At 65.7% G+C, this 24,097-nt stretch carries 19 protein-coding genes; 8 read left to right on the top strand and 11 right to left on the bottom strand.

From position 1 onward, the window contains the following. Nucleotides 1-320 precede the first annotated feature (320 nt). The 5 genes from AC1DP9_RS23045 to AC1DP9_RS23025 all read left to right on the top strand — a co-directional run bounded on the left by AC1DP9_RS23045 (nucleotide 321) and on the right by AC1DP9_RS23025 (nucleotide 5,163). Nucleotides 321-1,913, top strand: a complete 1,593-nt coding sequence (locus AC1DP9_RS23045) for an exonuclease domain-containing protein (RefSeq protein ID WP_477108600.1) — start codon at nucleotides 321-323, stop codon at nucleotides 1,911-1,913. 117 nt (nucleotides 1,914-2,030) lie between these two features. Continuing rightward, on the top strand, nucleotides 2,031-2,441 hold the full coding sequence (locus tag AC1DP9_RS23040; protein ID WP_477108599.1) for a hypothetical protein: 411 nt from the start codon (nucleotides 2,031-2,033) through the stop codon (nucleotides 2,439-2,441). A gap of 80 nt (nucleotides 2,442-2,521) precedes the next feature. Further along, complete coding sequence (locus AC1DP9_RS23035) at nucleotides 2,522-3,202, top strand: TetR/AcrR family transcriptional regulator (RefSeq protein ID WP_092293355.1); 681 nt, start codon at nucleotides 2,522-2,524, stop codon at nucleotides 3,200-3,202. Between the two features lie 147 nt (nucleotides 3,203-3,349). Beyond that, a complete protein-coding gene (locus AC1DP9_RS23030; RefSeq protein ID WP_441593678.1) occupies nucleotides 3,350-4,348 on the top strand; it encodes a Bug family tripartite tricarboxylate transporter substrate binding protein in 999 nt (332 codons plus the stop codon). A 140-nt stretch (nucleotides 4,349-4,488) separates the two neighbouring features. Beyond that, nucleotides 4,489-5,163, top strand: a complete 675-nt coding sequence (locus AC1DP9_RS23025; RefSeq protein WP_092293359.1) for a histidine phosphatase family protein — start codon at nucleotides 4,489-4,491, stop codon at nucleotides 5,161-5,163. A gap of 23 nt (nucleotides 5,164-5,186) precedes the next feature. Here the strand turns inward: AC1DP9_RS23025 and AC1DP9_RS23020 are convergent, their stop codons facing one another. Beyond that, a complete protein-coding gene (locus AC1DP9_RS23020) occupies nucleotides 5,187-5,813 on the bottom strand; it encodes a LysE family translocator (RefSeq protein ID WP_092293361.1) in 627 nt (208 codons plus the stop codon). Between the two features lie 243 nt (nucleotides 5,814-6,056). On the opposite strand from AC1DP9_RS23020, the gene AC1DP9_RS23015 reads away from it, so the two are divergent. After that, complete coding sequence (locus tag AC1DP9_RS23015) at nucleotides 6,057-8,228, top strand: alpha/beta hydrolase domain-containing protein (protein WP_477108598.1); 2,172 nt, start codon at nucleotides 6,057-6,059, stop codon at nucleotides 8,226-8,228. A gap of 69 nt (nucleotides 8,229-8,297) precedes the next feature. Here AC1DP9_RS23015 and AC1DP9_RS23010 read toward each other — a convergent pair whose 3' ends face one another. Then, on the bottom strand, nucleotides 8,298-8,516 hold the full coding sequence (locus tag AC1DP9_RS23010; protein ID WP_477108597.1) for a hypothetical protein: 219 nt from the start codon (nucleotides 8,514-8,516) through the stop codon (nucleotides 8,298-8,300). 278 nt (nucleotides 8,517-8,794) lie between these two features. Between AC1DP9_RS23010 and AC1DP9_RS23005 the strand changes: the two genes are divergently transcribed. Together AC1DP9_RS23005 and AC1DP9_RS23000 are read left to right on the top strand one after the other, a co-directional pair. Then, complete coding sequence (locus tag AC1DP9_RS23005; protein ID WP_477108596.1) at nucleotides 8,795-11,155, top strand: mechanosensitive ion channel family protein; 2,361 nt, start codon at nucleotides 8,795-8,797, stop codon at nucleotides 11,153-11,155. 320 nt (nucleotides 11,156-11,475) lie between these two features. Further along, entirely contained in the window at nucleotides 11,476-12,657 is a 1,182-nt protein-coding gene (locus AC1DP9_RS23000; protein ID WP_477108595.1) for a helix-turn-helix transcriptional regulator, read from the top strand. A gap of 11 nt (nucleotides 12,658-12,668) precedes the next feature. Here the strand turns inward: AC1DP9_RS23000 and AC1DP9_RS22995 are convergent, their stop codons facing one another. The 9 genes from AC1DP9_RS22995 to AC1DP9_RS22955 form a co-directional block, all read right to left on the bottom strand. Beyond that, nucleotides 12,669-13,874 carry an MFS transporter gene (locus AC1DP9_RS22995; protein ID WP_477108594.1) on the bottom strand — a complete coding sequence of 402 codons (1,206 nt, stop codon included), beginning with the start codon at nucleotides 13,872-13,874 and terminating at the stop codon, nucleotides 12,669-12,671. Between the two features lie 42 nt (nucleotides 13,875-13,916). Next, complete coding sequence (locus tag AC1DP9_RS22990; protein WP_177219892.1) at nucleotides 13,917-14,186, bottom strand: hydroxyquinol 1,2-dioxygenase; 270 nt, start codon at nucleotides 14,184-14,186, stop codon at nucleotides 13,917-13,919. Nucleotides 14,187-14,424: 238 nt separating this feature from the next. After that, nucleotides 14,425-15,045 (bottom strand): DsbA family protein, encoded by a 621-nt coding sequence (locus AC1DP9_RS22985; RefSeq protein ID WP_477108593.1) that lies wholly within the window; start codon nucleotides 15,043-15,045, stop codon nucleotides 14,425-14,427. Further along, the gene (locus AC1DP9_RS22980; RefSeq protein WP_441645305.1) at nucleotides 15,042-16,367 is read right to left on the bottom strand and encodes an MFS transporter; all 1,326 of its coding nucleotides are present in this window, start codon (nucleotides 16,365-16,367) and stop codon (nucleotides 15,042-15,044) included. The genes AC1DP9_RS22985 and AC1DP9_RS22980 overlap by 4 nt, the downstream gene beginning before the upstream one ends. 54 nt (nucleotides 16,368-16,421) lie before the next feature. Continuing rightward, nucleotides 16,422-17,201 carry an aldolase gene (locus tag AC1DP9_RS22975; RefSeq protein ID WP_092293374.1) on the bottom strand — a complete coding sequence of 260 codons (780 nt, stop codon included), beginning with the start codon at nucleotides 17,199-17,201 and terminating at the stop codon, nucleotides 16,422-16,424. 116 nt (nucleotides 17,202-17,317) lie between these two features. Beyond that, nucleotides 17,318-18,217, bottom strand: a complete 900-nt coding sequence (locus tag AC1DP9_RS22970; protein WP_477108592.1) for a LysR family transcriptional regulator — start codon at nucleotides 18,215-18,217, stop codon at nucleotides 17,318-17,320. Between the two features lie 152 nt (nucleotides 18,218-18,369). Next, nucleotides 18,370-19,905, bottom strand: coding sequence for a SpoVR family protein (locus AC1DP9_RS22965; protein ID WP_092293378.1), 1,536 nt, complete (start codon nucleotides 19,903-19,905; stop codon nucleotides 18,370-18,372). 57 nt (nucleotides 19,906-19,962) lie between these two features. Further along, nucleotides 19,963-21,237: a YeaH/YhbH family protein gene (locus AC1DP9_RS22960; protein WP_092293380.1), complete on the bottom strand. Its 1,275-nt coding sequence runs from the start codon at nucleotides 21,235-21,237 to the stop codon at nucleotides 19,963-19,965. A 72-nt stretch (nucleotides 21,238-21,309) separates the two neighbouring features. Further along, on the bottom strand, nucleotides 21,310-23,232 hold the full coding sequence (locus AC1DP9_RS22955; protein WP_441593671.1) for a PrkA family serine protein kinase: 1,923 nt from the start codon (nucleotides 23,230-23,232) through the stop codon (nucleotides 21,310-21,312). Nucleotides 23,233-24,097 lie beyond the last annotated feature (865 nt).

Raw genomic sequence — 24,097 nt, 5'->3', positions numbered from 1 at the left:
CGGTTGTTTGGTTGTTAAAGAACTGGCCACACCGGCTTTGCCGGGGGCGGTACTGCTTGTCTGCGCTGCGTCGTTTGCGTCGCAGCAGAGAAACGAGATTATGAAGAACAACCTGCGTTTCGTCAACAGGTCAGCGAAGTTTTTTTCGCYGCGGTCAGCGCTGTAAAACTCCTCAGCCCGACCACCCATCAACCCCRCAACCCTTGTCGCTGCTGCGTTTGCAGCGCGGTTTGTGTTGCGAGGGGGCGAATATTAAGGGAGCCAACGCAGGCTGGCAAGGGGTTTCGCAAAAGAATTTTCGGGCGCAGTAGAATCGCCCCATGACGACACCGCCTGACCTGATGACCTACGTGCCCGAACGCCTCGCGAGCCGCGACGCCGGCGCCCTCGATGCGCACGCGCTCGCCACCGCCCTCGCGCGGCCGATCGTATTCGTCGACCTGGAAACCACGGGCGCCGATGCCCAGCGTGACCGCATTACCGAGATCGGCGTGGTCGAAGTCGGCCCGGACGGCATCCAGGAATGGGACACGCTGCTGGACCCACAAGCCAGCATCCCGTCTTTCATCCAGGGCATGACCGGCATTACTGAAGAGATGGTGCGCGGCAAACCCACGTTCGAGTCGATTGCCGAGTCGCTGGCAGAGCGGCTGCAAGGCCGCCTCTTCGTGGCCCACAACGCGCGCTTCGACTACGGCTTCCTGAAGAATGCGTTCCGGCGCGCTGGCATCACCTTCCGCGCCGATGTGCTTTGCACCGTGCGACTGTCGCGCGCGCTGTTCCCGTCGGTGGAGCGCCATGGCCTGGACGCGCTGATCGCCCGCTTCGGCCTGACGCCCAAGGGCCGTCACCGCGCGCTGGCGGACGCCGAACTACTCTGGCAGTTCTGGCAGAAGCTCCATGGTCTCTATACCGTGGATCTGGTGGAATCGGCCGTCAAGTCGCTGGTGAAGCAGGCGAGCCTGCCGGCCGGCCTGTCCGAGACCGCGCTCGACGAGGTACCCGATCGTCCCGGCGTCTACCTGTTCTATGGCGACGAAGACGCGCCGCTCTACGTTGGCAAGAGCATTCACCTGCGTCAGCGCATCAAAAGCCATTTCTCGGGCGACCATCGCCATGAGAAGGAGATGCGCCTGGCGCGGGGCGTGCGGCGCGTGGCGTGGCACGAGACCGGCGGCGAAGTCGGCGCGCTGCTGATGGAGGCGCAGTTGGTCAAGTCTCTGCAGCCACTGCACAACCAGTTGCTGCGCCAGAACAGCGAACTGTTCTCGTGGGAAATCCCCGATGGCCTGCCCGTGCCGCGCCTGCGCTCGGACCGGCACGTGGATTTCAGCCGCCATGCCAATCTCTATGGCGCGTTCGGCAGCCGCGCCGCAGCCCAGGCCCGGCTGCGGGAGTTGGCGGAGGAACACACGCTCTGTCTGACCACGCTGATGCTCGAGCCCACGCACCGGCGCGGCAACCCGTGTTTCGCGCGACAGTTGCATCGCTGCGCGGGCGCCTGCACGGGCGACGAATCGCGCGCGGCGCATCGGGAGCGGACGATGGCCGCCATCGCCACGCTGGCATTGCAGCCGTGGCCATTCGCGGGCGCGGTAGCGTGGCGGGAATCGGAACATCCGCAGCAGCCATGGCACGTGCTGGAGAACTGGTGCTATCTCGGGTCCGTGCCGGACCTCGACGCGGCGGCGGCCCTGCTCGCCGTGCCGGCCCGGTTCGATGTCGATACCTACCAGATCCTCGCGCCGCGCCTGGACGCCCTGCGCGCCTCGGCGGTACCGCTCGCGGCGTCCCGACCGTTTGCGCTGACGCCACCGGAGCCGCCGGCGCCCAGCCGCGCTCCGTCGATCAAACGCCCCGCCCGGACAACCGAGCGTTCATCGGATACACAAACCCTCACCCTGTTCGCCTGATCGGAGTCGGGATCGGGGTCGGCAGGCAATGTGCGGCGGCGCGCATAGTGGCGTTGCCAGCCGGGCGCCCGCTCGGCTAGTCTGCCGAGGAGGGTTCGCTACCTAGATGGAGCCGCCATGCCCGCGTTGCCCCGCCTTCCGTTTGCCGCCGCCGTGCTCTGCGCGGCCGGCGTGACCATTGGCTGCACCAGCGTCGATGGCGGCGCCATGCATCGGATCTTCGCATCCTGGCAGGGCGCGCCTGTCGAGCAGGTGCAGGCTCAGTGGGGGCCGCCGCAGTCCGTGCAGAGCACGCCGGCCGGCACCGCCTATATATGGGTCGACGAACTGCCGACGGCGCACCCGCCCGGCAGCGGCCCGCGCGATGCGCAGCTTGAGCCACCTACCTCCACGGCACGATGCCAGCGCAAGCTGCTGGCCGCCGCCAACGGCAAGGTCACCGGCGGGGAGTGGAGCGGTAATGCCTGCTGCGTGCAGACGCTGGTCGGCCAGTGCGCAGGCCTGCCCCGCAAAACGTCCGGATCGTAAACCCCAATTTGACGCTGCGGTATACGAAACCATAATGTGCGGACATAGAACCGAATCCGAATTCGAATACGGAAACCGCCATGCAAGCTTCCTTTCCGAGTGTGACGAATAGCACGTCTTCGTCCACAGCCTTCCCCCGCATCGATACCCCCTCGATTCTCCAGCCACCCCGCCAGCGCCGCGCCAAGGAAACGGAACAGGCGCTGCTGACCGCCGGCCGCGAGTTGCTCGCGCAGCGCGACTTCGCCTCCGTCTCGGTGGCGCAGATCGCGGCGGCCTGCCAGGTGTCGGTGGGCGCCTTCTACGGTCGCTTCCGCGACAAGATGGCGTTCTTCGATGCCCTGCGCACGCTCGTGATGGAAGAGACCGACGCCTCCGTTGCGCGCTACCTGAACGAAGGGCGCTGGGCCGAGACGCCGCCGCGCCAGATCGTCGAGAAGACGATGCGCTTCCTGCTGACCGGCTGCCACAATAACCGGGGCGTGATTCGCGCATCACTCAAACACGCCACCACGCGCCCTGAGGAGTGGCTGCCGCATCAGAAGAACGGCCAGGAAATCGTCGACCGGCTCGTGGCGCTGCTGGTGCCGCGCCTGCCCGGCCCGCCGGAAGAAGCCGAACAGCGCGTGCGCTTTGCCATGCAGGTGGTCTTCGGCATGATCGTCAACGCGGTGCTGAACGACCCCGGCCCGCTCACGCTCGCCGATGAACGGCTACCCGTGGAACTCACGCGCATGGTGGCGAGCTACCTGGACCTCTGAGCGCCCCCCGCCCTACCGCCACACCTCGCTTCACCCCCAGTTCCCCCGCTTTTCCGGACGGCCCCGCTCCCAATGGGGCCGTCCGATCTCGCCGCAACATAGCGGCGCCGCCTGTTTTCAGGCCGGATATAACGTGGAGACAACACCATGAAGCATTCCATCGCGTCACGCAGGAGACTGGCCGCGCGCGTTGCCGGCGTCATGCTCGGGCTGGTTTCACTGGCCACGCATGCGCAGGGTGACTACCCGACCAAACCGATTCGCCTGATCGTGCCGTATCCCGCTGGTGGGCTGACCGACACGATGGCGCGCCAGGTGGCCGACGGGCTGTCCAAGCGCCTGGGCCAGACCGTGGTCGTGGAGAACAAGGGCGGCGCGGGCGGCATTATCGGCACGGATTTCGTCGCCAAGTCCGCCCCGGACGGCTACACGCTGCTGATGACGATTCCCGGGCCGATCACGTCCAACATCGCGCTATATAAGAAGCTGCCCTATGACCCGCGCACCGATCTGCGGCCACTCTCGGACATCGCCATGGCGCGCACCGTGCTGACGGTCAACCCGACGGTGCCCGCGAAGACCGTCAAGGAGCTGCTGGCCTACGCGCAGCAGTCGCCGGGCAAGCTGCGGATGGGCTCGTGGGGCCCCGGCACCTTGCCGCACACCATCCAGGCTTATATGGACAAGACCTACGGCGTGGATATCCTCCACGTGCCGTATCGCGGCGAAGGCCCGCTGGTCACCGACCTCCTCGCCGGGCAGGTCAACATGACGATCAGTTCCGTGACCACGCTGCGGCAGTACGTTGCCACCGGCAAGCTGCGGGCACTGGCAGTGTCCGGCACCACGCGCGCCCGCGGGATGCCCGATGTGCCGACGTTCGCCGAAGCGGGCTATGGCGATGAGGCGTACAAGATCGTCGGGCCGACCACGCTGATGGCGCCCGCCAAGACGCCCGAAGCCATCGTCGAGAAACTGGGCCGCGAGGTCGTGGCGCTGGTCAAGTCGCCCGAGTTCCAGGCGAAGATCGACGAGATGGGTCTCGAGCCCATCGGCAGCTCCCCGGCGGAAGCGCAGCGCGCCTACAAGGCCTACCTGCCGGTGATCCTGAAGCTGGCCGCCGACACCGGAGTGACGCTGGACTGACCCGGGCCGCCCTCTCCGCGCCGGACAATGCAGCGCGGAGATGGCCGGTATGAATTCCGGAGCAGCTTGCTTTGCGGGCGCGAGGCAGGCTTCTAGAATCCGTCTCACGATGATTTTCCGGCGCGAGACGCCCCCTTCCCATGGCAACGCTATTCCTGGTCCGTCACGGACAAGCCTCGTTCGGGGCCGCCAACTATGATTGCCTGTCCGACGTGGGCCGCCAGCAGGCGCGCTGGCTGGGCGAGTATTTCCGCGACCGGGGTGTGAGCTTCCGGCGCGTGGTGGCCGGCTCGCTGGTGCGCCAGCAGGACACGGCCACCGAGATCCTCGCCGGCATGGGGGCGACCGATACCGCCGTGGTGTCCCATCCCGGCCTCAATGAATACGATGGCGAGGCGCTGTATCGCAGTTTCACCAAGGGCGGCGATCATCGCGCCCATCAGAACGGCGACTACCAGGACTACTGGCGCACGTTCCGTGCGGCGTTCGCGGCCTGGACGCAGGACACGTTGACCGGCATGCCGGAGACCTGGACTGATTTCGGCGCGCGCATGCAGTCCGCGCTGACGCACGCCACCGAGGGCGCGGCGCGCGAGGATGCGCTGCTCGTGGTCAGCTCGGGCGGCGCCATCGGCCGCGCGGTGGCCGACCTGCTCGGCGCACCGACGCAGACCGCCATCGAACTGAACCTGCAGTTCCGCAATACCGGTTTCTGCGAGCTGATCGTGGGACGCGGCACGCAGCGGCTGCTGAGCTTCAACAACGTGCCGCACCTCGAGCACGCCGAGCGCCGCAAGGCCATCACGTTCGCCTGAGGCGCCCGCCTCAGGCTACCGCCTCAGCGCTGCGACAGCGCGAGGCGCCCCGCCAGCGCGAGAAACACCGTGCCGGCAAACCAGTTCATCGCCCGCTGCACGCGGGCCGAGCGCATCAGCACACGGCCAAACACGCCCGAGAACCACGCAATCGCGCCGAAGACCAGCAGCGTGGCGAGGATGAACACAAAGCCGAGCACCATCAACTGCAGCGCCACGTGCCCGCGCTCGGCCACCACGAACTGCGGCAGGAAGGCCAGGAAGAAGATCACGACCTTCGGATTGGTGAGGTTCATCACCACGCCGCGCCAGTACATGCGGCGGGGCGGATTGGCATCGGCATGTTGCGGTGACATCTCCCCCACCGGTGCGCGGAACGCCTGCCACGCCAGCCAGACCAGATAGAGCGCCCCGGCGACCTTGAGGACCGTAAAGGCCATCGCCGATGCCGCCAGCAGCGCGGCCAGCCCCACCGCCACCACCGCCGTGTGCACGAGCAGTCCGGTGCAGAGCCCAAGCACCACGGTCAGCCCGGCGCGCGTGCCATGCATGGCCGACTGGAGCAGCACGAAGATGTTGTCGGGGCCGGGCGCCAGGCTCAGCAGGACGGCAATCCCGAGGAATGTCAGCAGGGTGTCGATCGACGGCATCGGTGTTCTCCGTGCATTGAGAGCGCCATGGTAGCGGAACACCGCGCGGCGCGTGGGGCCTGACTATCCATCCACATCCTCGATCAATTCATCCAAACAATCAATTTATCAGCTTAATCGGTCACTCCTACACTGCTCTCACTTCGACAGCGGTGCGCACGAACGGGCGGCGACCGCGCGGGGCAATCCCATCCTTGAGGGCTGCCGCGCAAGCAATCCCGAACGACAACGAGGAGACAGACGATGCAAGCACGTGCACCGATGCGGCACGCGGTAGCGCTCGCCCTGACGGGCGCCATGGCCATGTTGACGGCCTGCGGTGGCAGCGACGACAACAACGGCGGCGGGAGCAGTGGCGGCGGTGGTGGCGGTGGCACGCCCCAGACGCATGCGCCCACGCAGACGCTCAAGATCACCGGCACGCAGGACTTCGCGGGCAGCTACGGCAGCGTGGGCCAGTACGAGCAACTGACGGGCACCCTCAGCGGCGAGGTCGACCCGAAAGACCCGAAGAACGCCATCATCCAGGACCTGGCGCTGGCGCCCGTCAACGCGAACGGCATGGTCGAGTACTCGGCCGACTTCGTCATGCTCAAGCCCAAGGACATGAGCAAGGCCAGCGGCGTGCTGCGCTACGACGCGCCCAATCGCGGCAATATCCTGACCATGGTCAACCCCGCCGCGAGCCCGAGCGATGCCGTCTACCTGGAGCGCGGCTACGTGCTGCTGTACTCGGCCTGGCAGGGCGATGTACCGAAATCGAGCCCGGCACGGCTGACCGTGACGGTGCCGGTGGCGAAGAATGCCGATGGCACCGCGATCACCGGCACCTATCGGACCGAACTGGTGCCGGGCGCGGCCGCGCCGGCGATGACGCTGCCCGGCGGCGTATTCAACGGCACCATGATCCCCTACGCGCCGGCCAGCCTCGACAACACCCAGCCCGGCTACTCGCTGACGCGGCGCGTCAATGAGACCGATGCGCGCGTGGCAATTCCCGCCAGCGACTGGAAATTCGCCACGTGCGACGCCAGCGCCAACGCGTTCCCCGGCAAGCCCGACCCGGCCAGCATCTGCCTGCGCGGCGGCTTCGATCCGAAGTACCTCTATGAACTCGTGTACGTGGCGAAGGACCCGAAGGTGATGGGCGTGGGGCTGGCCGCGCTGCGGGACACCGTGAGCTTCTTCCGCAGCAAGGCCGCAGACGGCGCCGGCACGCCGAACCCGGTGGCGGGTCGCATCACCCACGCGCTGGGCCAGGGGACGTCGCAGTCCGGCAATGCGATGAAAACCTTCCTGCACCTGGGCTTCAACCAGGCGCTCGACGGCTCGAAGGTCTTCGACGGCATCTACGCCCACGTGGCGGCCCGCCAGACCAACATCAACACGCGCTTCGCCGTGCCGGGCGGCGGTGGCGGCCTGCGTACCGACCACTCGGCGTTCGGCCAGACCGCGCCGCGCGGCCTCGACAAGGACTACGTGGACGATATCTCGGGCACCAAGGGCGGCGTGATGGCGCGCTGCTCGGCGTCGAACACCTGCCCGAAGTTCTTCCTCGGCCTGTCCGGCACCGAGTTCTGGCAGTTGCAGGGCTCGCCGGTGCTGACCGACGCCAACGGCTTCGCCGACCTGAAGCAGCCGGACAACGCCCGTATCTATTACTACACGGGCGCCCAGCACGGCGGGGCGGGCGGCACGACCAGCATCAGCTTCGCGCCCACCCGTAATGTCTACCCGGCCGGCACGGTGATCCAGCACAACGACACCTTCCGTGCGCTGTTCATCGATCTCGAGGACTGGGTCGTGCGCGGCACCACGCCGCCTGCCAGCCAGGTGCCGGCGCTGGCCGATGGCTCGCTGGTGCGCCCAGCCGACGTGGCCTTCCCCGTCATGAAGGGCGTGACGTGGGCCGTGAGCGGCGTGCAGACGGCGGTGCCTGACTTCCAGTACCTGGCGCGCTACAACGGCTATCCGTTGCTCGACTTCGGCCCGCAGTACCGGCGCGAGGACGAGTCCGGGATCGCCACGGTGCTGCCGCCGGCGTACCTGAACCGCGACTACGCGATCCTCGTGCCGCAGGTGGACCCCTCGACGGGTATCCCCAAGGCCGGCATCCACAGCGTGGAGGCGCGCGCGCCGCTGGGCACCAGCGTCGAGTTCAACTATGTCGCCACGCCGGGCATCGTGGATCTGTCCAACTTGACCGGGTCCTTCCTCCCCTTCCACAAGACCGAGGCGGCGCGCGTCTCGGCCGGTGACGGACGGCCCTCGCTCGAGTCGCTGTACACGGACCAGGCCGGCTATGTGGCCGCGGTGACGGCGGCAGCCAACGACCTCGTGACGCAGCGGTTCCTGTTGCAACGCGATGCGGACGCGATCATCGCGCGGGCGGTGGCCCAGCCAGTGCTGCCCTGACGTCCACAAAAGAAAAGGCGCCGTGCGAGAGGCACGGCGCCTTTTTCTCCAACAATCGGGCATCAACCATCAGCCGCGGGCGCCATCCAGGAACGGATCGAAGCTGCGGGCGCCATCGGTGAAGGTGTCGTGCGTGCGGAAGCCATATCCATATTGGTCTGCCGGCACGCCGGTGCGGAACTGGTAGCCATACTGATCGGCGGGCACGGTGCCAGCCTGGGCGGTGCCGACGGCGGCCAGCGAAACGATCAGGGAAGCGGCGATCTTGAGGGCGGTGGTCTTGGTCATGATTTCTCTCCGGTAAGTCATTAAGTGAATTTGAATGTATTTTGGGCGGTGACTTCGTTTGCTTTGGCTCGTGTCCGCCGTCCATTGGTTGAATATTAGGCCTTCGATGTGACCGATACGGGGACGAAGTTACAATAAGTCATTCAGTTTTTTTGAATTTCCGTCGATCCCGTCCGGCCGGCCCGATAGCGCATCGGCGCGGGCGATGCGCTACAGTGGCGCGATCCTGTCTTTTCGCCCCCCATGCGGCCGAAGGCCCTTGCCGCTGCGCCCCTTTCATGCCCCGTATCCCGCATCGTCCTGACTGGCTGGCCTGGCTTTGCTTCGTGCTTGTTGCGTGCATGCTGCCGCTGGCTGCCCATGCCGTCGGCGGCCCGCTGGCCGCGCTCGCGCTGAGTCAGAAGAAGGCGGCCCCGCCGCCGGCCTCGGCACCCGCAGCCGCGCCCGCCAGCGCGGCGCTCGCCCAGTCGCTGGATCAAGTCATTTCCACGCTGCAGAACGACGTCGAGCGCCAGAATCTGGTTAGCCAGTTGCAGGCACTGCGGCGCGGCGTGGCGGCGGGCGGCGCCTCGGCCCCCGCTGCGGCCTCGGACGTGGCGGCAACGGCCGCATCCGCGCCTTCGCCCTCGCCCGGGCTGATCGGCGCCGTTGCCAAGGCCCTCGAGGAAATCGACAAGGCCCCGCGCAAGGACCACGGCGCGTGGCACTACTGGGGCTGGCGCATCCAGTTCGCCGGGGAGGAATGGCGCGAGGCGCTGACGGTCCGCGACACCCGCCCGGCGTTCATGTCCGTGCGCGAGTTCGCCACCATCCTCGCCGGCTGGGCGCTGACCGGCTGGCTGCTTTGGGAGCTGTCGCGGCGCATCCACCGGAACCGCCTGCGGCCCGCACAGCCGGCCCACCTGCCCTCCGTGCCGTCGTGGATGGATGTCGGCATCTATTTCCTGCGCCGGATCGGGCCGTGGGTCGTGGCATTCGCGATGACCGTGCTGCTCGCGTACAAGGTCTACGGCCGTACGCCGGCCAGCATGGGCGGCGTGATGGTGGCGTATGCGATCGTGGCCGGCGCGATCTTGTCTGCCACGTGCCAGGTGATCTTCGCGCTGTTCCACTCCGCGCACCGATCAAACGCCATACGAGACCTGCTCAAGCACTCGCCATGGCTGCTCTTCGTGACCGGCGCGCTCGCCGCGCTGGGCGAGGCCAGTACCGACCCCCGCATCGTGACCGCGCTGGGCGTCAATCTCGCCGCGCTCGTCGGCACCCTCGCCAACATCCTCGCCGCCATCCTGATTGCCGTCTTTGCGGTGCGTTTCCGCCGTCCCGTCGGCCAGTTGATCTCGCTGCGCCCGCTGGCATTCCGGCAGGCCCACCCGGCCATCGTGGACCTGCTGCGCCTGGCCGGGCATACCTGGTATCTGCCGATGCTGGCCGTGGTGCTGTCCTCCGTGGTCGGCACCATCATGGCTACCGGGCATGCCGACGAGTTCCTGCGCCGCGCCGTGGTCACGGTGGCGCTGTTCGTGGCGGCGCTGCTGCTGACGCTGGTGGCGGGCCGCTCGCCCAAGGCCACGGTCCGCGCGCCGCGCCTGCGGGACCGCCGGCGCTCCGCCTATATCCAGCGTTTTGCCCGCTTCGGCATCGCGCTGGTGCGCGTCATCATCTGGATGGCGTTCGTCGAACTGGTGGCGCGCGTCTGGAATTCGTCGATCATCCGCCTGGCCGACTCGACCACGCTGGGCCGGCACATCACCGAATCGATCCTCAGCGTGGTCGGCGTGGTGCTGCTGGCGTGGCTGGTCTGGCTGCTGATCGACACCGCCATTACCCAGACGCTGACGCCAGGCCACGGGCGCGGCCAGCAGCCGAGCCTGCGCGCCAAGACCATCCTGCCGCTGGTGCGCAACGCGTCGTTCGTGGGGCTGCTGGTCATTGCGATGATCGCGGTGCTGGCCAATCTCGGCGTCAATGTCACGCCGCTGCTGGCGGGCGCCGGGGTGGTCGGCCTGGCCATCGGCTTCGGCGCCCAGAGCCTGGTGCAGGACCTGATTACCGGCCTGTTCATCGTGATCGAGGATTCGATTGCCATTGGCGATTCGATCGAACTGCCCGACCACGCCGGCGTGGTGGAAGGCATGACCATCCGCACGGTGAAGCTGCGCGACGGCAAGGGCGCCCTGCACACGCTGCCGTACAGCCAGATCAAGGCGGTGAAGAACCTGTCGCGCGGCTATGCGTTCGCCGTGTTCAGCATCGCGGTGGGCTATGAGAGCGACATCGACCGCGCCACCGAGGTGATCCGGGCGACCGGCGCCGAACTGGCCCGCGACCACCGCTACAGCCGCAACCTGCTCTCGGGGCTGGATATCCTGGGGCTCGACCGCTTCGACCCCAACGGCATCGTCGTGCTGGCGCAGTTCAAGACCAGGCCGCTGATGCAGGCCGAGATCACGCGGGGCTTCAACATGCGGCTGAAGCGAAATTTCGACGAAGCCGGCATCCGCATGGCCGCGCCACAACTGACCGTGCGCGTGGATGGCGGGGGGATCAGCCTGGACAGCGCCGGCGGCAAGCCTGGCGAGGAGGCCACGCCGCCGGGCGTCGGACTCGTCACGCGGACTGCCGGGAAATCGGCCTAATGCCCCCCGGTTGTGCAGCATTGTCCCCAGCCGTCACAAAGTTGTCGCTTTTGTGCAATGCAAAGCCGGAACATTCGCCAGGAATGCTTCAAATAACAGGGGCCGCGCATTACTATCACGCGAGCCCGCGCCAGATTGGCCGGGACCGCGCCCTTGCCGGCTCCCTCCCAAGGCGGGATGGCCCGATACAAGGCTTGTGCGGGATCATCGTCGTGACGGCCGGCCAACCCCCGGCCGGCAGTATCCAAACATAAAACAGGGGACCACGCCTCGCCGCAGTGGTCCTGAGGAAAAGGCGTTTGCCACCGGGGGAAATGAAAATGGGCGAACACCCGTCTGCCGACGATGTCTTCCATCGTCTGGTCGATAGCATCTATGAATCCGCCATGGACGTGGCGGCCATGCCAGAGGCGCTCGACCTCTTTTCCCGCTACACCTGCACCGGCAGCCCGCGCTACCTGATCTGGGACAAGCTCGCCGGCCAGGCACGCCTGGGCGTGACGCCGAACGGCTGCTACACCAGCGTCGGCACCATGCCGGACAGCATGCGCGCCCTCCCGGGACACTTCGCCACCGCAGACGCCGTACCGGCATCGGTCGCCATGGCATCCGGTGCCGACACCCAACTGCTGACAAAACCCGTGGCTGCCGGCGGCGGCTATGACTGCATGGGCCTCGCCCGGGGCGTGCGGCTCTTCGACACCTCCGAAGTCTGCGTGCTGATGAGCGCCACACCCGGCGGCTGCGATGACTTCATGCCCGCCGACCACCGCGAGCGCCGCCTGGCGCAGGTAATGCCCCACTGGGCTCGCGCCGCCCGCATGCAGCACCGCAATTTCGAGCTGAGCGGCCTGGCTTCGCTGGGACTGGCCGGCCTCGATACCCTCGACTTCGGCGTGATGGTGCTCCAGGCGGACATGCGCGTGCGCTACGCCAACAGCTGGGCCGAATCGCTGGTACAGGCCGACGCCAACCTGGCGCTCGACAACGGCCTGCTGCGCGCGCGGCCGGAATCCCTGCAAGGCGTGCTGCGCGACCTGCTCCAGGCCGCCGTCCATGGCGGCCGCAACGGCGGCGCCGCGGCGGGATCCTGGATGCACATCACGTCGGGCGGCCAGCCCGTGCCGATCATCGTCATGCCGCTGGTCTCGCGCCAGCCGGTCGAAGGCCCGTGGCAACTGCCGGCGGCCATGATGCTGCTGGGCAATTCCGAGTCCCGCTCGGTGCTGGACGCTGCCGTGCTGACGTCGCTGTTCGGCCTGTCGAAGAAGGAAAGCATCATCGCCATCCGCCTCGCCGCCGGCGAGACGCTGAACGAGATCGCCGAGCGCGAGTTCCTGTCGCCCCACACCGTGCGCGTGCATATCCGCGACACGCTGCGCAAGACCGGCACGCACCGCCAGTCGGAACTGGTGCGGCTGCTGCACCTGCTGCCGGGCGTGGATCTGGACCGGGCCGGGGCGTCGTCGACAGCCCGGCCGAGGGCGGCCAAGCTGCGATAACCCCTCGCACATCAGGCCTCGGCGGTGTCTTCCCGCAGCCGTGGCGCAAGCCACGGCGTCAGCACCAGCAGCGCCACCGATGCGGCAACCAGCACGCCATAGGATGCCTGGAAAGCCCCCGTCACGTCGCGCAGGAAGCCAAAGACAAACGGTCCAAGCGCGGCAACAAGGTAGCCCACGAACAGCATGAAGGCGGTCCATTGGCTCGCTTCATGATGGGACGTGGTGTTGTCCAGGGGCAGCGTCATGGCCAAGGCGAAGCAGACGCCCTGGCCCAGGGCGAGCGCCACCACCGGCATCACCCCGAACATGCCCGGCGACCACCAAAGCACGCCGGCGCCCCCTATCGAGAGCAGAGCCGCCCAGGCCAGCCAGCCGCGACGGTCCAATGACTTGCCGGTGACATAGCCCGACAGGAAGCTGCTGATCGCGATCATTGCGGCGAACAAGCCCAGATTGACACCCGGGCTCAGCGCGTTGATCTGCAATTCCCGGCTGCTCTCCCCTACCCAGGCGAAGCAGGCGTAGCAGATGAACTGACCGATCCCGAAATACATGGCAATCAGCCAGGCCCGCCCCGAGCGCCATGGCGCACGGCTGACCGCGGCTTCCACACGGGCAGCGTGCGACTTCGACGGAAATGCCGATGTCAGGCGGCGCCAGCTCACAATGGCGAGGACGCAGACCACGGCCCAGATGCCGGCGCCCAGCCGCCAGCCGCCACCGGCGTGGGCGATGGCCTCGCTACCCACCGCCGCCAACGTCGCCCCGATACCGAGCCCGGCGGCATAGATGCCCATGAAGAACGCGGCCTCGCCGGAGAAATGGCTCTTGATCCAGCCGCCGAGGAGCGGCCCGGAAATCGCGACCCCAATCCCAACCAGCAGCGTGGCGAACAACAGGCTGCCGGGCGATCCGGCGAATGCCCGCAGGGCCAACGCCACGCCCAACAACGCAAGCGAGAACAGCACCACCCGGTCGCCGCCGAAGCGGCGGCCGATTGCCGGCACGAAGATCGCGCAGATACCCATGCACAGGTCAGGAATGGCGGTCAGCAGCGCCGCCTCCGCGTGTTTCATGCCGAATTCCGACTGAATGGCATGCACCAGCGGCCCCATCGACACAATGCCCGGTCTCAGCGACAGCGCCATGATGAACAGGCCAAGTCCAGCAAACAGCCTGAGCGATCGGTCTTCCTGCGTGGTAGCAACCAACACTGGCTTCTCCTGGTTCTAAAAGGGGGGATCCAGCGTCAGGCGTCAGGCGCCGTCGGTGAACGGGCTGCGCTGGTCTTGCACCGAGCGGGCGCCGTCGAGATACGGGTCCGCCGAGCGGGCGCCTTCGGTGTACGGGTCGCGGGCCGCCGTCGCCGAGCGGGCACCTTCGCTGAACACATCCCGCGCGCTCTGCACGGCGCGGGCGCCATCGCTGTACGGGTCGCGGGCGCCAAGGACGGAAGCTTGTGCGCCGACAGCGGCGGCAGCGAGGGCAACGGCGAGAACGAGGCGGGAGGTGAAGGTCTTGGACATGATCGATTTCCTTGATGGATGCGTGAGCGGGTTGCAGTCGTGTGTGATGCCAAGGCAGCGATCCGCTGTGTCGTTGTCGCGTTGCACTGCCATGGATGCTATTTAAGCCCGCTCACGTATCGCGCTCGTGGCGTATTTGCCCCCTTAGTGTCGCGGCCAGTATCCCGCGCGTGGCCAGATACAAAGGCGTACAAAAGGACGGGGCGACGTGCCGGATCGGCAGTTCGCCCCGTACGGCCTACGCCGTCAGCCGCGCCGCCACAGCCACCTCCAGCATGTGCAGCCGGTCCTGGCCCCAGAACAGCTCCCCGTCGAAGACATACGACGGCGAACCGAATACCCCGGCGGCCACGGCTTCGTCGGTATTGCGCCGGTATATCTCCTGGGTGTCTGCCGAGCGCGCCCGCACAAGCGTCGCGTCCGCGTTGAACCCCTGCGCGGCGAGGATCTCGCGCAGCGTGGCCTCCGACGAGATATCGCGCTCCTCGCACCATTGCGCGCGGAGGATGGCCTTGTACAGCTCCAGCACCGGCAGCCCCTGCGCATCCACGGCGATGACGATGCCCGACGCGAGGTCCGCGTTCGGGCACATGGTTTTCGGCAGCGGATTGACCTGGATGTTCAGGTGCCGGCACCACCGCGCCAGTTCCGTGATGCGGTATTGCTGCCGCTCGGGCGAGCGCTGCCCCAGCAGTACGCCCCCTGTTCGCGCATACACCTCGGGCAGGTTCACGGGCTTGTGCCGGATCTCGACGCCCTGGCGCCGCGCCAGCGCATCGAGCCGATCCGCGCCCAGATACGCCCAGTCCGAATTCAGCCAGAAGTAATAGTCGATGACAGGTCGGTTCGCGCGGGTCATACGTGTCGGCTCCCGTTGACCGCCGCTACCGGCAAGCCGACCAGTGCTGTTTCCCGCATGCAGGCGGCGCTCACGAATGCGATGACACTCAGCGCACCGAGGTACCAGACGATATAGGTCGGGCTGCCGCCGCCGTACTTCAGCAGCGACGTGGCGACGATCGGCGCCAGCCCGCCTCCGATAGCGCCCGAGACCTGCACGGCAATCGAGATACCGCTGTAGCGCACCTCGGCGGGGAACTGCGCGGCAAAGAGGCTGCCTTCCGGTGCATAGAGACAGGCGTAGACCAGCCCGATGGCAATGGAGAGCGCGATGGTGATGTTGCGTGGATCCAGCGACTGCAGCAGGTCGAAGAACTGCGACGAGAACAACAGGATGCCGACCGTACCGGCCATGAACACCCACTTGAAGCCGATGCGATCCGCCAGCATGCCGCACAGGGGCATGGTGAACAGCGCGATGGCAGCGCCCCAAACCGTGGCGTCGAGCATCACTGTCTTGGGGATGCCCAACGTGCCGGTGGCATAGGCCAGCGCGAACGTGACCACCGTGTAGAACCAAGTCACCTCGGCCAGCCGGCCGCCCACCACGGTCAGGACCTGGCGCGGATACTGGCGCAGCACGACCATTGCCGGCATTTCCACCTTCTCGCCCTGCTTCTTCATCTGCTCGAAGTCCGGCGACTCGGCCACCTTCGCGCGAATGAACCAGCCTACCGCCAGCAGGACGACGCTCGCCAGGAACGGCACGCGCCAGCCCCACGTCAGCATGTCCTGCTCCGGCAGCGTCGCCACCATCCCCATCGCCAGCGACGACAGCACCAGCCCCGGCGCGACCCCGGCCTGCGGCAGGCTGCCGAAGAAGCCCTTCTTGCCTTCGGGCGCATGCTCCACGGCCATCAGCACCGCGCCGCCCCACTCGCCGCCGACCGCGATCCCTTGTAGCAACCGCAGCAGCACCAGGGCCACGGCAGCCCAGTAGCCGATGCTGTCGTACGACGGAATCAGGCCAATCAGGATCGTGGGAATACCCATCATGAACAGCGTGATCAGCAGCATCGACTTGCGGCCCATCCGATCGCCAAAATGGCCGAAGACGATGCCGCCGAGCGGCCGGGCGAAGAACCCCACCGAGTAGGTGGCGAAGGCCGCCAGCGTACCCGTCAGGGGATCGAATGACGGAAAGAAGATCTTGTTGAAGATCAGTGCGGCGGCCGTGCCGTACAGGAAGAAGTCATACCATTCGATCGTCGTGCCCATCATGCTCGCCAGGCCCGCGGTGATATACGCGCGGCGTGAGCGCGCGGCAGGAATCTTGTTCATCGTAACGCTCCTTGGATTCGGATAAGCCGTCGGCCATGCGCCGGCGGCAGGCACTCAGGCGGGTGGCAGCGGCGCGATGCCGTGCGTCTGGCGCGCCCAGTACGCGAAGGTGGCGTTGACGATGGAAGGCTTGAGCAGGTAGTCGTGGGCCTCGCGGGCGAGCGCATCGTCCACGGGCGTCAGCGGGCCGAAAGCCTGCGCACGGATCTGCATCCGCGCGGCGCGTTCGAGGTAGACCGAGAGATAGGTGGCTTCCTCGCAGGTCTTGCCCGCGGTCAGGTAGCCGTGGTGCGCCAGGATGATCGACCGTTTGTCGCCCAGCGCTGCGGAGATGATCACACCCTCCTGGTCCGCAATCGGCACGCCGGGCCATTCGCCCAGGAATGCACAATCGTCGTGCAACGGCGTCATGTCCATCTGCGCGATGACCAGTGGCTGGCGCGCGGCGGCCAGTGCCGAGGCCCAGGGCGAATGCGTATGGATGATCGAATTGACGTCCGGGCGCGCGTCGTACACCCACAGATGGAAACGCGTGGCGGGGTTGGGCATCCCATCGCCCGTCAGCGTATTGAGGTCACGATCCACCTCGATGAAGTCGTCCGGCGTCGCCTCGTCGAAACCGAGGCCGAAGCGCAGCGTCCAGTAGGCGCCGGGGCGCTCCGACCGCACGCTGATCTGGCCGGCCAGACCGGCTTCCTGCTCGGTCATCGCCAGGATGCGGCAGGCGTAGGCCATGGTCTCCTGCATGGTGCGCGGCCTGTTGCGCAGGTGTCTCGCCATCTCGTTGGTGGCGCGCGTGTCGAAGTACGACTTGTCTCTGAGGGGGGCGTTCATGTCTTCTCTTCTCCGTGGAATGCCATCCGGCAACCGGTGCGGGGCATGAAGGGAAGTATGAAAACCAGGCGCCTGCCGTGCTATGTAGCCACGCGCATAGCTGCTATCTCACTGCGTCACGGCTTGAGGGTGCGGGCCACCTGCAAGGCCGAGGCGAGCAGGACGTCCGCCAGCGGCAGCGCGTGGCGGGCGGCGTGAGTGACGGCCACCATACGGCGGCGCAGCAACGGGCTGCGGATCTTGAGCTTGTGCAGGCCGTACTCGTGGAGCAGCTTGTCGGGTAGCCGGCACGGCAGAATGCAATCGCCCACGCCAGCAGAGACCAGCTTCAGGATGGCATCGACAGTCTCGGCCTCGGCCACATACGTGGGCTGCAAGCCGGCGCTCTCCACCATCCGGCGTAGCGCGTAGCCGTGCGGAAAGCCGACCAGGCGCAGCGGCTGGCCGCGCAAGTCGAGCCCATCGTCGGGGGCGGCCTGCGGCGCATCGGGCCGCTGCAGCGTGACCAGGCACATCTCGTCCTCGAACAGCGGATGCGTGGTCAGCGTGGCCGTATCGACCGCGGTGTCGTAGACCACACCAAGATCGGCCTTGCCGCTTTCCACCAGCGCCACCACATCGGCCGAACTGCGTCCCATCAGCGAAAGATTGACGTTGGGATGGGCGCTGACAAAGCTGGCCACCACGTCGGCGATGAAGTAATAGCTGACCGTGTGGACGATTGCCAGCCGGACGGTGCCCTGCGTGGTGCCGTGGGCATCGCGGATCGCATCCACAGCCTGGTCGATCGCGCGGTACGGCCCTTCGAGGGCCTCCTGCAGCTTCTGCCCGGCCTCGGTCAAGGCCACGCCACGGCCAGTTCGCACGAACAGGGGCTTGCCGAGCTGCGCCTCCAGCGTGGCGAGTTGCCGGCTGACGCCCGACTGGGTCTGATCGAGATCCTCCGCCGCCCTGGACAGCGACTTGAGTTCGGCAATACGAAGGAAAATGCGGAGAAGACGGTCAGGCGTATCCATGGGGGAGCGGCTGGCTTCCCTGGAAGGGCCAGTTTAGTGATGTGTCGACACGGTACAGCAGCCGCGTGCGGCCGCAATGCGCAGATACCCGGCCCAGCCATGGGGCATGGCCGAGTGCGGGCTATCTGTACAGCAACGTTCGTGCCAGTTTTTTAAGCCGCCTTCCGATGCTGGTGCTTCCGCTCCGGCTTGCACTCGTACTTGAGTTCGCGACGGCCGTCCTCGTAGGCCACCTCGAGCCGCACGGTGAAGCCCCAGAGGCGCGTCACGTGGCGCACCACTTCGTCGAAGCTGTGTGCCAGCGGGCGGCGGTCGCTCTGCAGGTGGCGCAGCGTCAGGGAGCGGTCTCCGCCCACATCCACGTTCGTCACCTGGATATTGGGCTCCATGTTGGAGAGGTCGTACTGGTTAGCCAGCAGCTGGCGAATCGCGCGATAGCCTTCGTCGTCATGGATGGCCGTCACGCGCAGCTTGCCTTCGCGATCGTCGTCGAGGACCGAGAACAGCTTCAGCTCGCGGATCACGCGCGGCGACAGGAACTGGAGCAGGAAGCTTTCGTCCTTGAAGTTGCGCATCGCGAAGTCCAGCGTCTGGCGCCAGTCGCTGCCCGCGATCTCGGGCGCCCAGCGGCGGTCCTCCTCGGTCGGGTTCTCGCACATGCGGCGCAGGTCCTGGAACATCAGGAAACCCAGCGTGTAGGGGTTCAGGCCGCTGTAGTAGGGGCTGTGGTACGGCGGCTGGTAGATGACGTTGGTGTGGGCCTGCAGCAGTTCGAGCATGAAGGCGTCGTTGACGAGCTTCTCCTCGTAGAGCTGGTGCAGGATCGTGTAGTGCCAGAACGTGGCCCAGCCTTCGTTCATCACCTTGGTCTGGCGCTGCGGATAGAAGTACTGCGCGATCTTGCGCACGATGCGCACGATCTCCCGCTGCCACGGCTGCAGCTTGGGCGCGTTCTTCTCGATGAAGTACAGCAGGTTCTCCTGCGGCTCCGGCGGGAAGGCGATTTCCGGCTCCATCGCCTCCTCTTCCTCCTTGAGCAGATGCGACCGGTGCTTGGGCAAGGTGCGCCAGAGATCGTTCACCTGCATCTGGAGGTAGCTCTCGCGCTCGGTCTGGCGTGCCTGCTCCTCGGTGATCGACAGCTTCTTGGGCCGCTTGTAGCGGTCCACGCCGTAGTTCTGCAAGGCATGGCACGAGTCCAGCAGCAACTCCACTTCCTGCTCGCCATAGCGCTGCTCGCACTCGGCCACGTAGTTCTTGGCGAAGAGCAGGTAGTCGATGATCGCGTCGGCGTTGGTCCAGGTGCGGAACAGGTAGTTGCCCTTGAAGAACGAGTTGTGCCCGTAGCAGGCGTGCGCGATGGTCAGCGCCTGCATCGGCATCGTGTTCTCCTCCATCAGGTACGCGATGCACGGATTGGAGTTGATCACGATCTCGTAGGCCAGCCCCATGTGGCCGCGCTGGTAGCTGCGCTCCGAGGAGAGGAAATGCTTGCCGTACGACCAGTGGTTGTATCCCACCGGCAGCCCGGCCGATGCATACGCGTCGAGCATCTGCTCGGCGGTGATGATCTCGATCTGGTTCGGATACGAGTCGAGCCCGAACTCGCCGGCAATGCGGGCGATCTCGCGGTCATAGCGCTGGATCAGCTCGAAGGTCCACTCCGAGCCTGTGGATAGGTAAGCCATGAACTTCCTCCCTTATCCCATGAACGTACGCGGATGCGCCGCCGTGCCGGCGCGCCGCTACCTGCCGGGCCAGGCGGCCCGCTTCTGGAAGAGATCGTGCAGCACCGGGTAGATCTCGTCGGCACCGATGATGCGCTGCATCGCGAAGTGCTCGAACTGGTTCTTCACCGTGAGATATTCCTCCCACAGGTTCTGCGGCTCCTCGGATGCCACTTCCACATAGGCGTAGTACTGCACCAGCGGCAGGATCGACTCGCGCAGCAGCCGGCCGCACAGTTCGGAGTCCCCCGCCCAGTTGTCGCCATCGGACGCCTGCGCGCAGTAGATGTTCCACTGGCTCGCCGGATAGCGGTCGTGAATCACCTCCACCATCAGCTTCAGCGCGCTGGACACTACCGTGCCGCCCGATTCGCGCGAGTGGAAGAAGTCTTCCTCCTCCACTTCCTTGGCCACCGTGTGGTGACGGATGAACACCACGTCGATCCGCTCGTAGTTGCGCTTCAGGAACAGGTACAGCAGCATGAAGAAGCGCTTGGCCAGGTCCTTGCGGCTCTCGTCCATCGAGCCGGACACGTCCATCAGGCAGAACATCACCGCCTGGGCCTGCGGGCGCTTCTTGAGCACGCGGTTGTTGTAGCGCAGGTCGAGCTTTTCGATGAAGGGCACGCGGTCCACGCAGGCGCGCAGGTGCCGCATCTTCTCCATCATCTCCACCGCCGTGTCCGTATAGGGGCCGTGCGCCTCGATTTCCTCGCTGTAGGCAGCTTCGAGTTCGCGCAGACGCTTCTGGTACGGGCTCGACAGCGCGATCCGGCGGCCGAGCGAGCTACGCATCGTGCGCAGGATGGAGAGATTCGATGGGGTGCCGTCGATCGAGAACCCGGCGCGCACCTTGCGCACCTCGGCGATCTTGGCGAGGTGGCGCTTGGCCAGGTCCGGCAGCGCCATGTCCTCGAAGAAGAAATTCAGGAAGTCCTCGCGCGACAGGGTGAAGACGAAATCATCCTCGCCCTCCCCGCTGTCGCTGGCCCGTGAGCCGCCGCCACCACTGCCCTGCTGCTGGCGGTCGAAGCTGTCACCCCGGACGAACTTCTTGTTGCCGGGGTGAATCCACTCGCGCTTGCCGCCCTGGCCGTGATGAAACACCGGCTCGGTGATGTCCTTGACCGGAATGGACACCTGGCCACTTTGCTCGATGTCCATGATCTTCCGGCCGGACACCGCCTTCGCCACCGCTTGCCGGATCTGCTCGCGGTATCGCTTGATGAAGCGTTGCTGGTTGACGGCACTCTTGTTGCCGCCGTTTTCGCGCCGATCGATGACCGTAGCCATAAGCCGTCCGCCCGCCTTGATAAGCCGCAACCGCGAGGTCGCGTGGATGAAGGAGACCGCGTCCGGTTGCTGTTACGACGATTTCCTGACGCGCAGATACCACTCCACCAGTAGTCGAACCTGCTTCGGCGTGTACCCTTTCTCCACCATCCGGTTGACGAAGTTCTCGTGCTTGTCCTGGTCCTCCCGCGTCGATTTCGCGTTGAACGAGATCACCGGCAGCAGGTCCTCCGTGGTGGAGAACATGCGCTTCTCGATCACCATCCGCAGCTTCTCGTAGCTGGTCCAGACCGGGTTCTTGCCACCGTTGTTGGCGCGCGCCCGCAGCACGAAGTTGACGATCTCGTTGCGGAAGTCCTTCGGGTTCGAGATCCCCGCGGGCTTCTCCACCTTCTCGAGTTCATCGTTCAACGCGTTGCGATCGAGGATTTCGCCGGTGTTCGGATCGCGGTACTCCTGGTCCTGGATCCACAGGTCGGCGAACACCACGTAACGGTCGAAGATGTTCTGGCCATACTCGGAATACGACTCCAGGTAAGCGGTCTGGATCTCCTTGCCGATGAACTCCACGAACGGCGTGGTCAGGTACTCCTTGATGTACGAGAGCAGCTTGGCTTCCTGCTCCGGCGGGAACTGCTCGCGCTCGATCTGCTGCTCGAGCACATAGAGCAGGTGCACCGGGTTGGCCGCGACCTCGGTATTGTCGAAGTTGAACACCTTGGACAACACCTTGAACGCGAAGCGCGTGGACAGCCCGTTCATGCCTTCGTCGATGCCGGCGTAGTCGCGATACTCCTGGTAAGACTTCGCCTTCGGGTCCACGTCCTTGAGGCTTTCGCCGTCATAGACGCGCATCTTCGAGAACACGTTCGAGTTCTCCGGCTCCTTGATCCGCGTGAGCACCGCGAACTGCGCCATCATCTTGAGCGTGTTCGGGGCGTTGGGCGCCGCCGAGAGCGAACTGCTGCGCAGCAGCTTGTCGTAGATCTTGACCTCGTCCGACACGCGCAGGCAGTACGGCACCTTCACGATATAGATCCGGTCGAGGAATGCCTCGTTGTTCTTGTCAGCCTTGAAGGTCTGCCATTCCGCCTCGTTCGAGTGGGCGAGGATCACGCCATCGAACGGAATCGCGCCGAAGCCTTCCGTACCCTTGTAGTTGCCTTCCTGCGTAGCGGTCAGCAACGGGTGCAGGACTTTGATGGGCGCCTTGAACATTTCCACGAACTCAAGCAGGCCACGGTTGGCCAGGCAAAGTCCGCCGGAATAGGAATAGGCATCCGGATCGTCCTGCGGGAAATCCTCCAGTTTGCGAATGTCGACCTTGCCGACCAGCGAGGAGATATCCTGGTTGTTTTCATCGCCAGGCTCCGTCTTGGAAATCGCGATCTGCGACAGCACCGATGGCCTGAGCTTGACCACGCGGAACTTGGTGATATCGCCATTGAACTCGTGCAGGCGCTTGACCGCCCACGGCGAGGGAATGGTATTCAGGTAGCGCACCGGAATGCCATAGTCCTCCTCCATGATCTTGCCGTCTTCGTCGGAAGAGAACAGCCCGAGCGGCGATTCATGGATGGGGGACCCCTTCAGCGCATAGATGGGAATCTCTTCCATCAGCGCCTTGAGCTTTTCCGCGAGAGACGACTTGCCGCCGCCCGGGGGCCCGAGCAGATACAGGATCTGCTTGCGTTCCTCAAGGCCCTGCGCCGCGTGCTTGAAGAAGGAGACGATCTGCTCGATCGTGTCTTCCATTCCATAGAAGTCGCGGAAGGCCGGGTAGACCCGGATGACCTTGTTGAAGAACAGTCGGGACAGTCGAGGATCGTGGTGGGTATCCACCAGTTCAGGCTGTCCGATTGCGGCGAGCATACGTTCGGCAGCAGTCGCGTAGGCAGTAGGATCCTTCTTGCAGATCTCCAGGTACTCCTGGATGCTGTATTCCTCTTCCTTGCGTGCTTCGAAGCGCGTGGCGTAGTGGCCAAAAATGTCCATACCTCACTCCCGTCAGAGTCCCACGTCCGAGGCGAAGGCAGTTTGACTCCCCTAAGACATTCGCGGCAATTTTGCGTTCCACCACCCCGGCCTGGCGGAGTTGCCATGTTGCGAAGTCTTTACTTCATCATAGTCAAATAACGGCGTTCATGAGGACAGAGTTGACGTGTGATGCACGTCCGTTCGTTCCTTGCGACACGCAACGCAACACAACTCGCTTCGCGTTTCGCACTGCACGAATCCCTCGCTGTTCTCATCCCGCTGCGACGGGCCATTGACCATGCTTGTGACACACCTTACACCTTTCCGGCGTGAAGTGCACAACGCCGTGTGTAACGATGCATCGAATCCAGTAACGTCTGACACGTCTGTCGGTCATGCACCGACATCGCTTCTGCAGAGCGCTTTCACTATGCCGCGACACGTGGCCATCCGCCATCGTGCAAACGAACGATCCGCGCATGACGTCATGCGCAATGCGTGCGCACAGCCGCATGACGGGCAAGCTTCGCGCCTGCCTTCATGACATAGCTTTCGACCACCGCGCGCATGGCGATGATGACCACGCGGACGTTGGTTTTCACTGCGGCAAGTTGCCGCGTGAAGATTCATGAGGGGCCGTCAGCAGTGTCGACCACCGAGTGCCAATCGGACTTCGCATTGCACGCCCCACTGCACGCCCGACCCGGCGCGCATGCACCGACATTGCGTTTGCTCCCGGTGGCAGCCTGCGCCACGCACCGCGCAAGTGCGCGCGGCGCTGGCCCGCCACCCTGCGGGACGGTACGAGCACTTTGCGTGCCACGGTCCGCGCGCGCGGCGTTTTGCGTCGCAGCAATTTCCGAAGCGGGCGCACACACGATCA

Source organism: Cupriavidus sp. 01L43, assembly GCF_056399925.1.
The sequence above is the reverse complement of the archived record's forward strand: the minus strand, read 5'-3'. Positions and strand labels throughout refer to the sequence as shown.

Coding starts and splice junctions, on each gene's coding strand:
- AC1DP9_RS23045 (WP_477108600.1), top strand. CDS start 321: ATGACGACACCGCCTGACCTGATGACCTACGTGCCCGAACGCCTCGCG.
- AC1DP9_RS23040 (WP_477108599.1), top strand. CDS start 2,031: ATGCCCGCGTTGCCCCGCCTTCCGTTTGCCGCCGCCGTGCTCTGCGCG.
- AC1DP9_RS23035 (WP_092293355.1), top strand. CDS start 2,522: ATGCAAGCTTCCTTTCCGAGTGTGACGAATAGCACGTCTTCGTCCACA.
- AC1DP9_RS23030 (WP_441593678.1), top strand. CDS start 3,350: ATGAAGCATTCCATCGCGTCACGCAGGAGACTGGCCGCGCGCGTTGCC.
- AC1DP9_RS23025 (WP_092293359.1), top strand. CDS start 4,489: ATGGCAACGCTATTCCTGGTCCGTCACGGACAAGCCTCGTTCGGGGCC.
- AC1DP9_RS23020 (WP_092293361.1), bottom strand. CDS start 5,813: ATGCCGTCGATCGACACCCTGCTGACATTCCTCGGGATTGCCGTCCTG.
- AC1DP9_RS23015 (WP_477108598.1), top strand. CDS start 6,057: ATGCAAGCACGTGCACCGATGCGGCACGCGGTAGCGCTCGCCCTGACG.
- AC1DP9_RS23010 (WP_477108597.1), bottom strand. CDS start 8,516: ATGACCAAGACCACCGCCCTCAAGATCGCCGCTTCCCTGATCGTTTCG.
- AC1DP9_RS23005 (WP_477108596.1), top strand. CDS start 8,795: ATGCCCCGTATCCCGCATCGTCCTGACTGGCTGGCCTGGCTTTGCTTC.
- AC1DP9_RS23000 (WP_477108595.1), top strand. CDS start 11,476: ATGGGCGAACACCCGTCTGCCGACGATGTCTTCCATCGTCTGGTCGAT.
- AC1DP9_RS22990 (WP_177219892.1), bottom strand. CDS start 14,186: ATGTCCAAGACCTTCACCTCCCGCCTCGTTCTCGCCGTTGCCCTCGCT.
- AC1DP9_RS22985 (WP_477108593.1), bottom strand. CDS start 15,045: ATGACCCGCGCGAACCGACCTGTCATCGACTATTACTTCTGGCTGAAT.
- AC1DP9_RS22980 (WP_441645305.1), bottom strand. CDS start 16,367: ATGAACAAGATTCCTGCCGCGCGCTCACGCCGCGCGTATATCACCGCG.
- AC1DP9_RS22975 (WP_092293374.1), bottom strand. CDS start 17,201: ATGAACGCCCCCCTCAGAGACAAGTCGTACTTCGACACGCGCGCCACC.
- AC1DP9_RS22970 (WP_477108592.1), bottom strand. CDS start 18,217: ATGGATACGCCTGACCGTCTTCTCCGCATTTTCCTTCGTATTGCCGAA.
- AC1DP9_RS22965 (WP_092293378.1), bottom strand. CDS start 19,905: ATGGCTTACCTATCCACAGGCTCGGAGTGGACCTTCGAGCTGATCCAG.
- AC1DP9_RS22960 (WP_092293380.1), bottom strand. CDS start 21,237: ATGGCTACGGTCATCGATCGGCGCGAAAACGGCGGCAACAAGAGTGCC.
- AC1DP9_RS22955 (WP_441593671.1), bottom strand. CDS start 23,232: ATGGACATTTTTGGCCACTACGCCACGCGCTTCGAAGCACGCAAGGAA.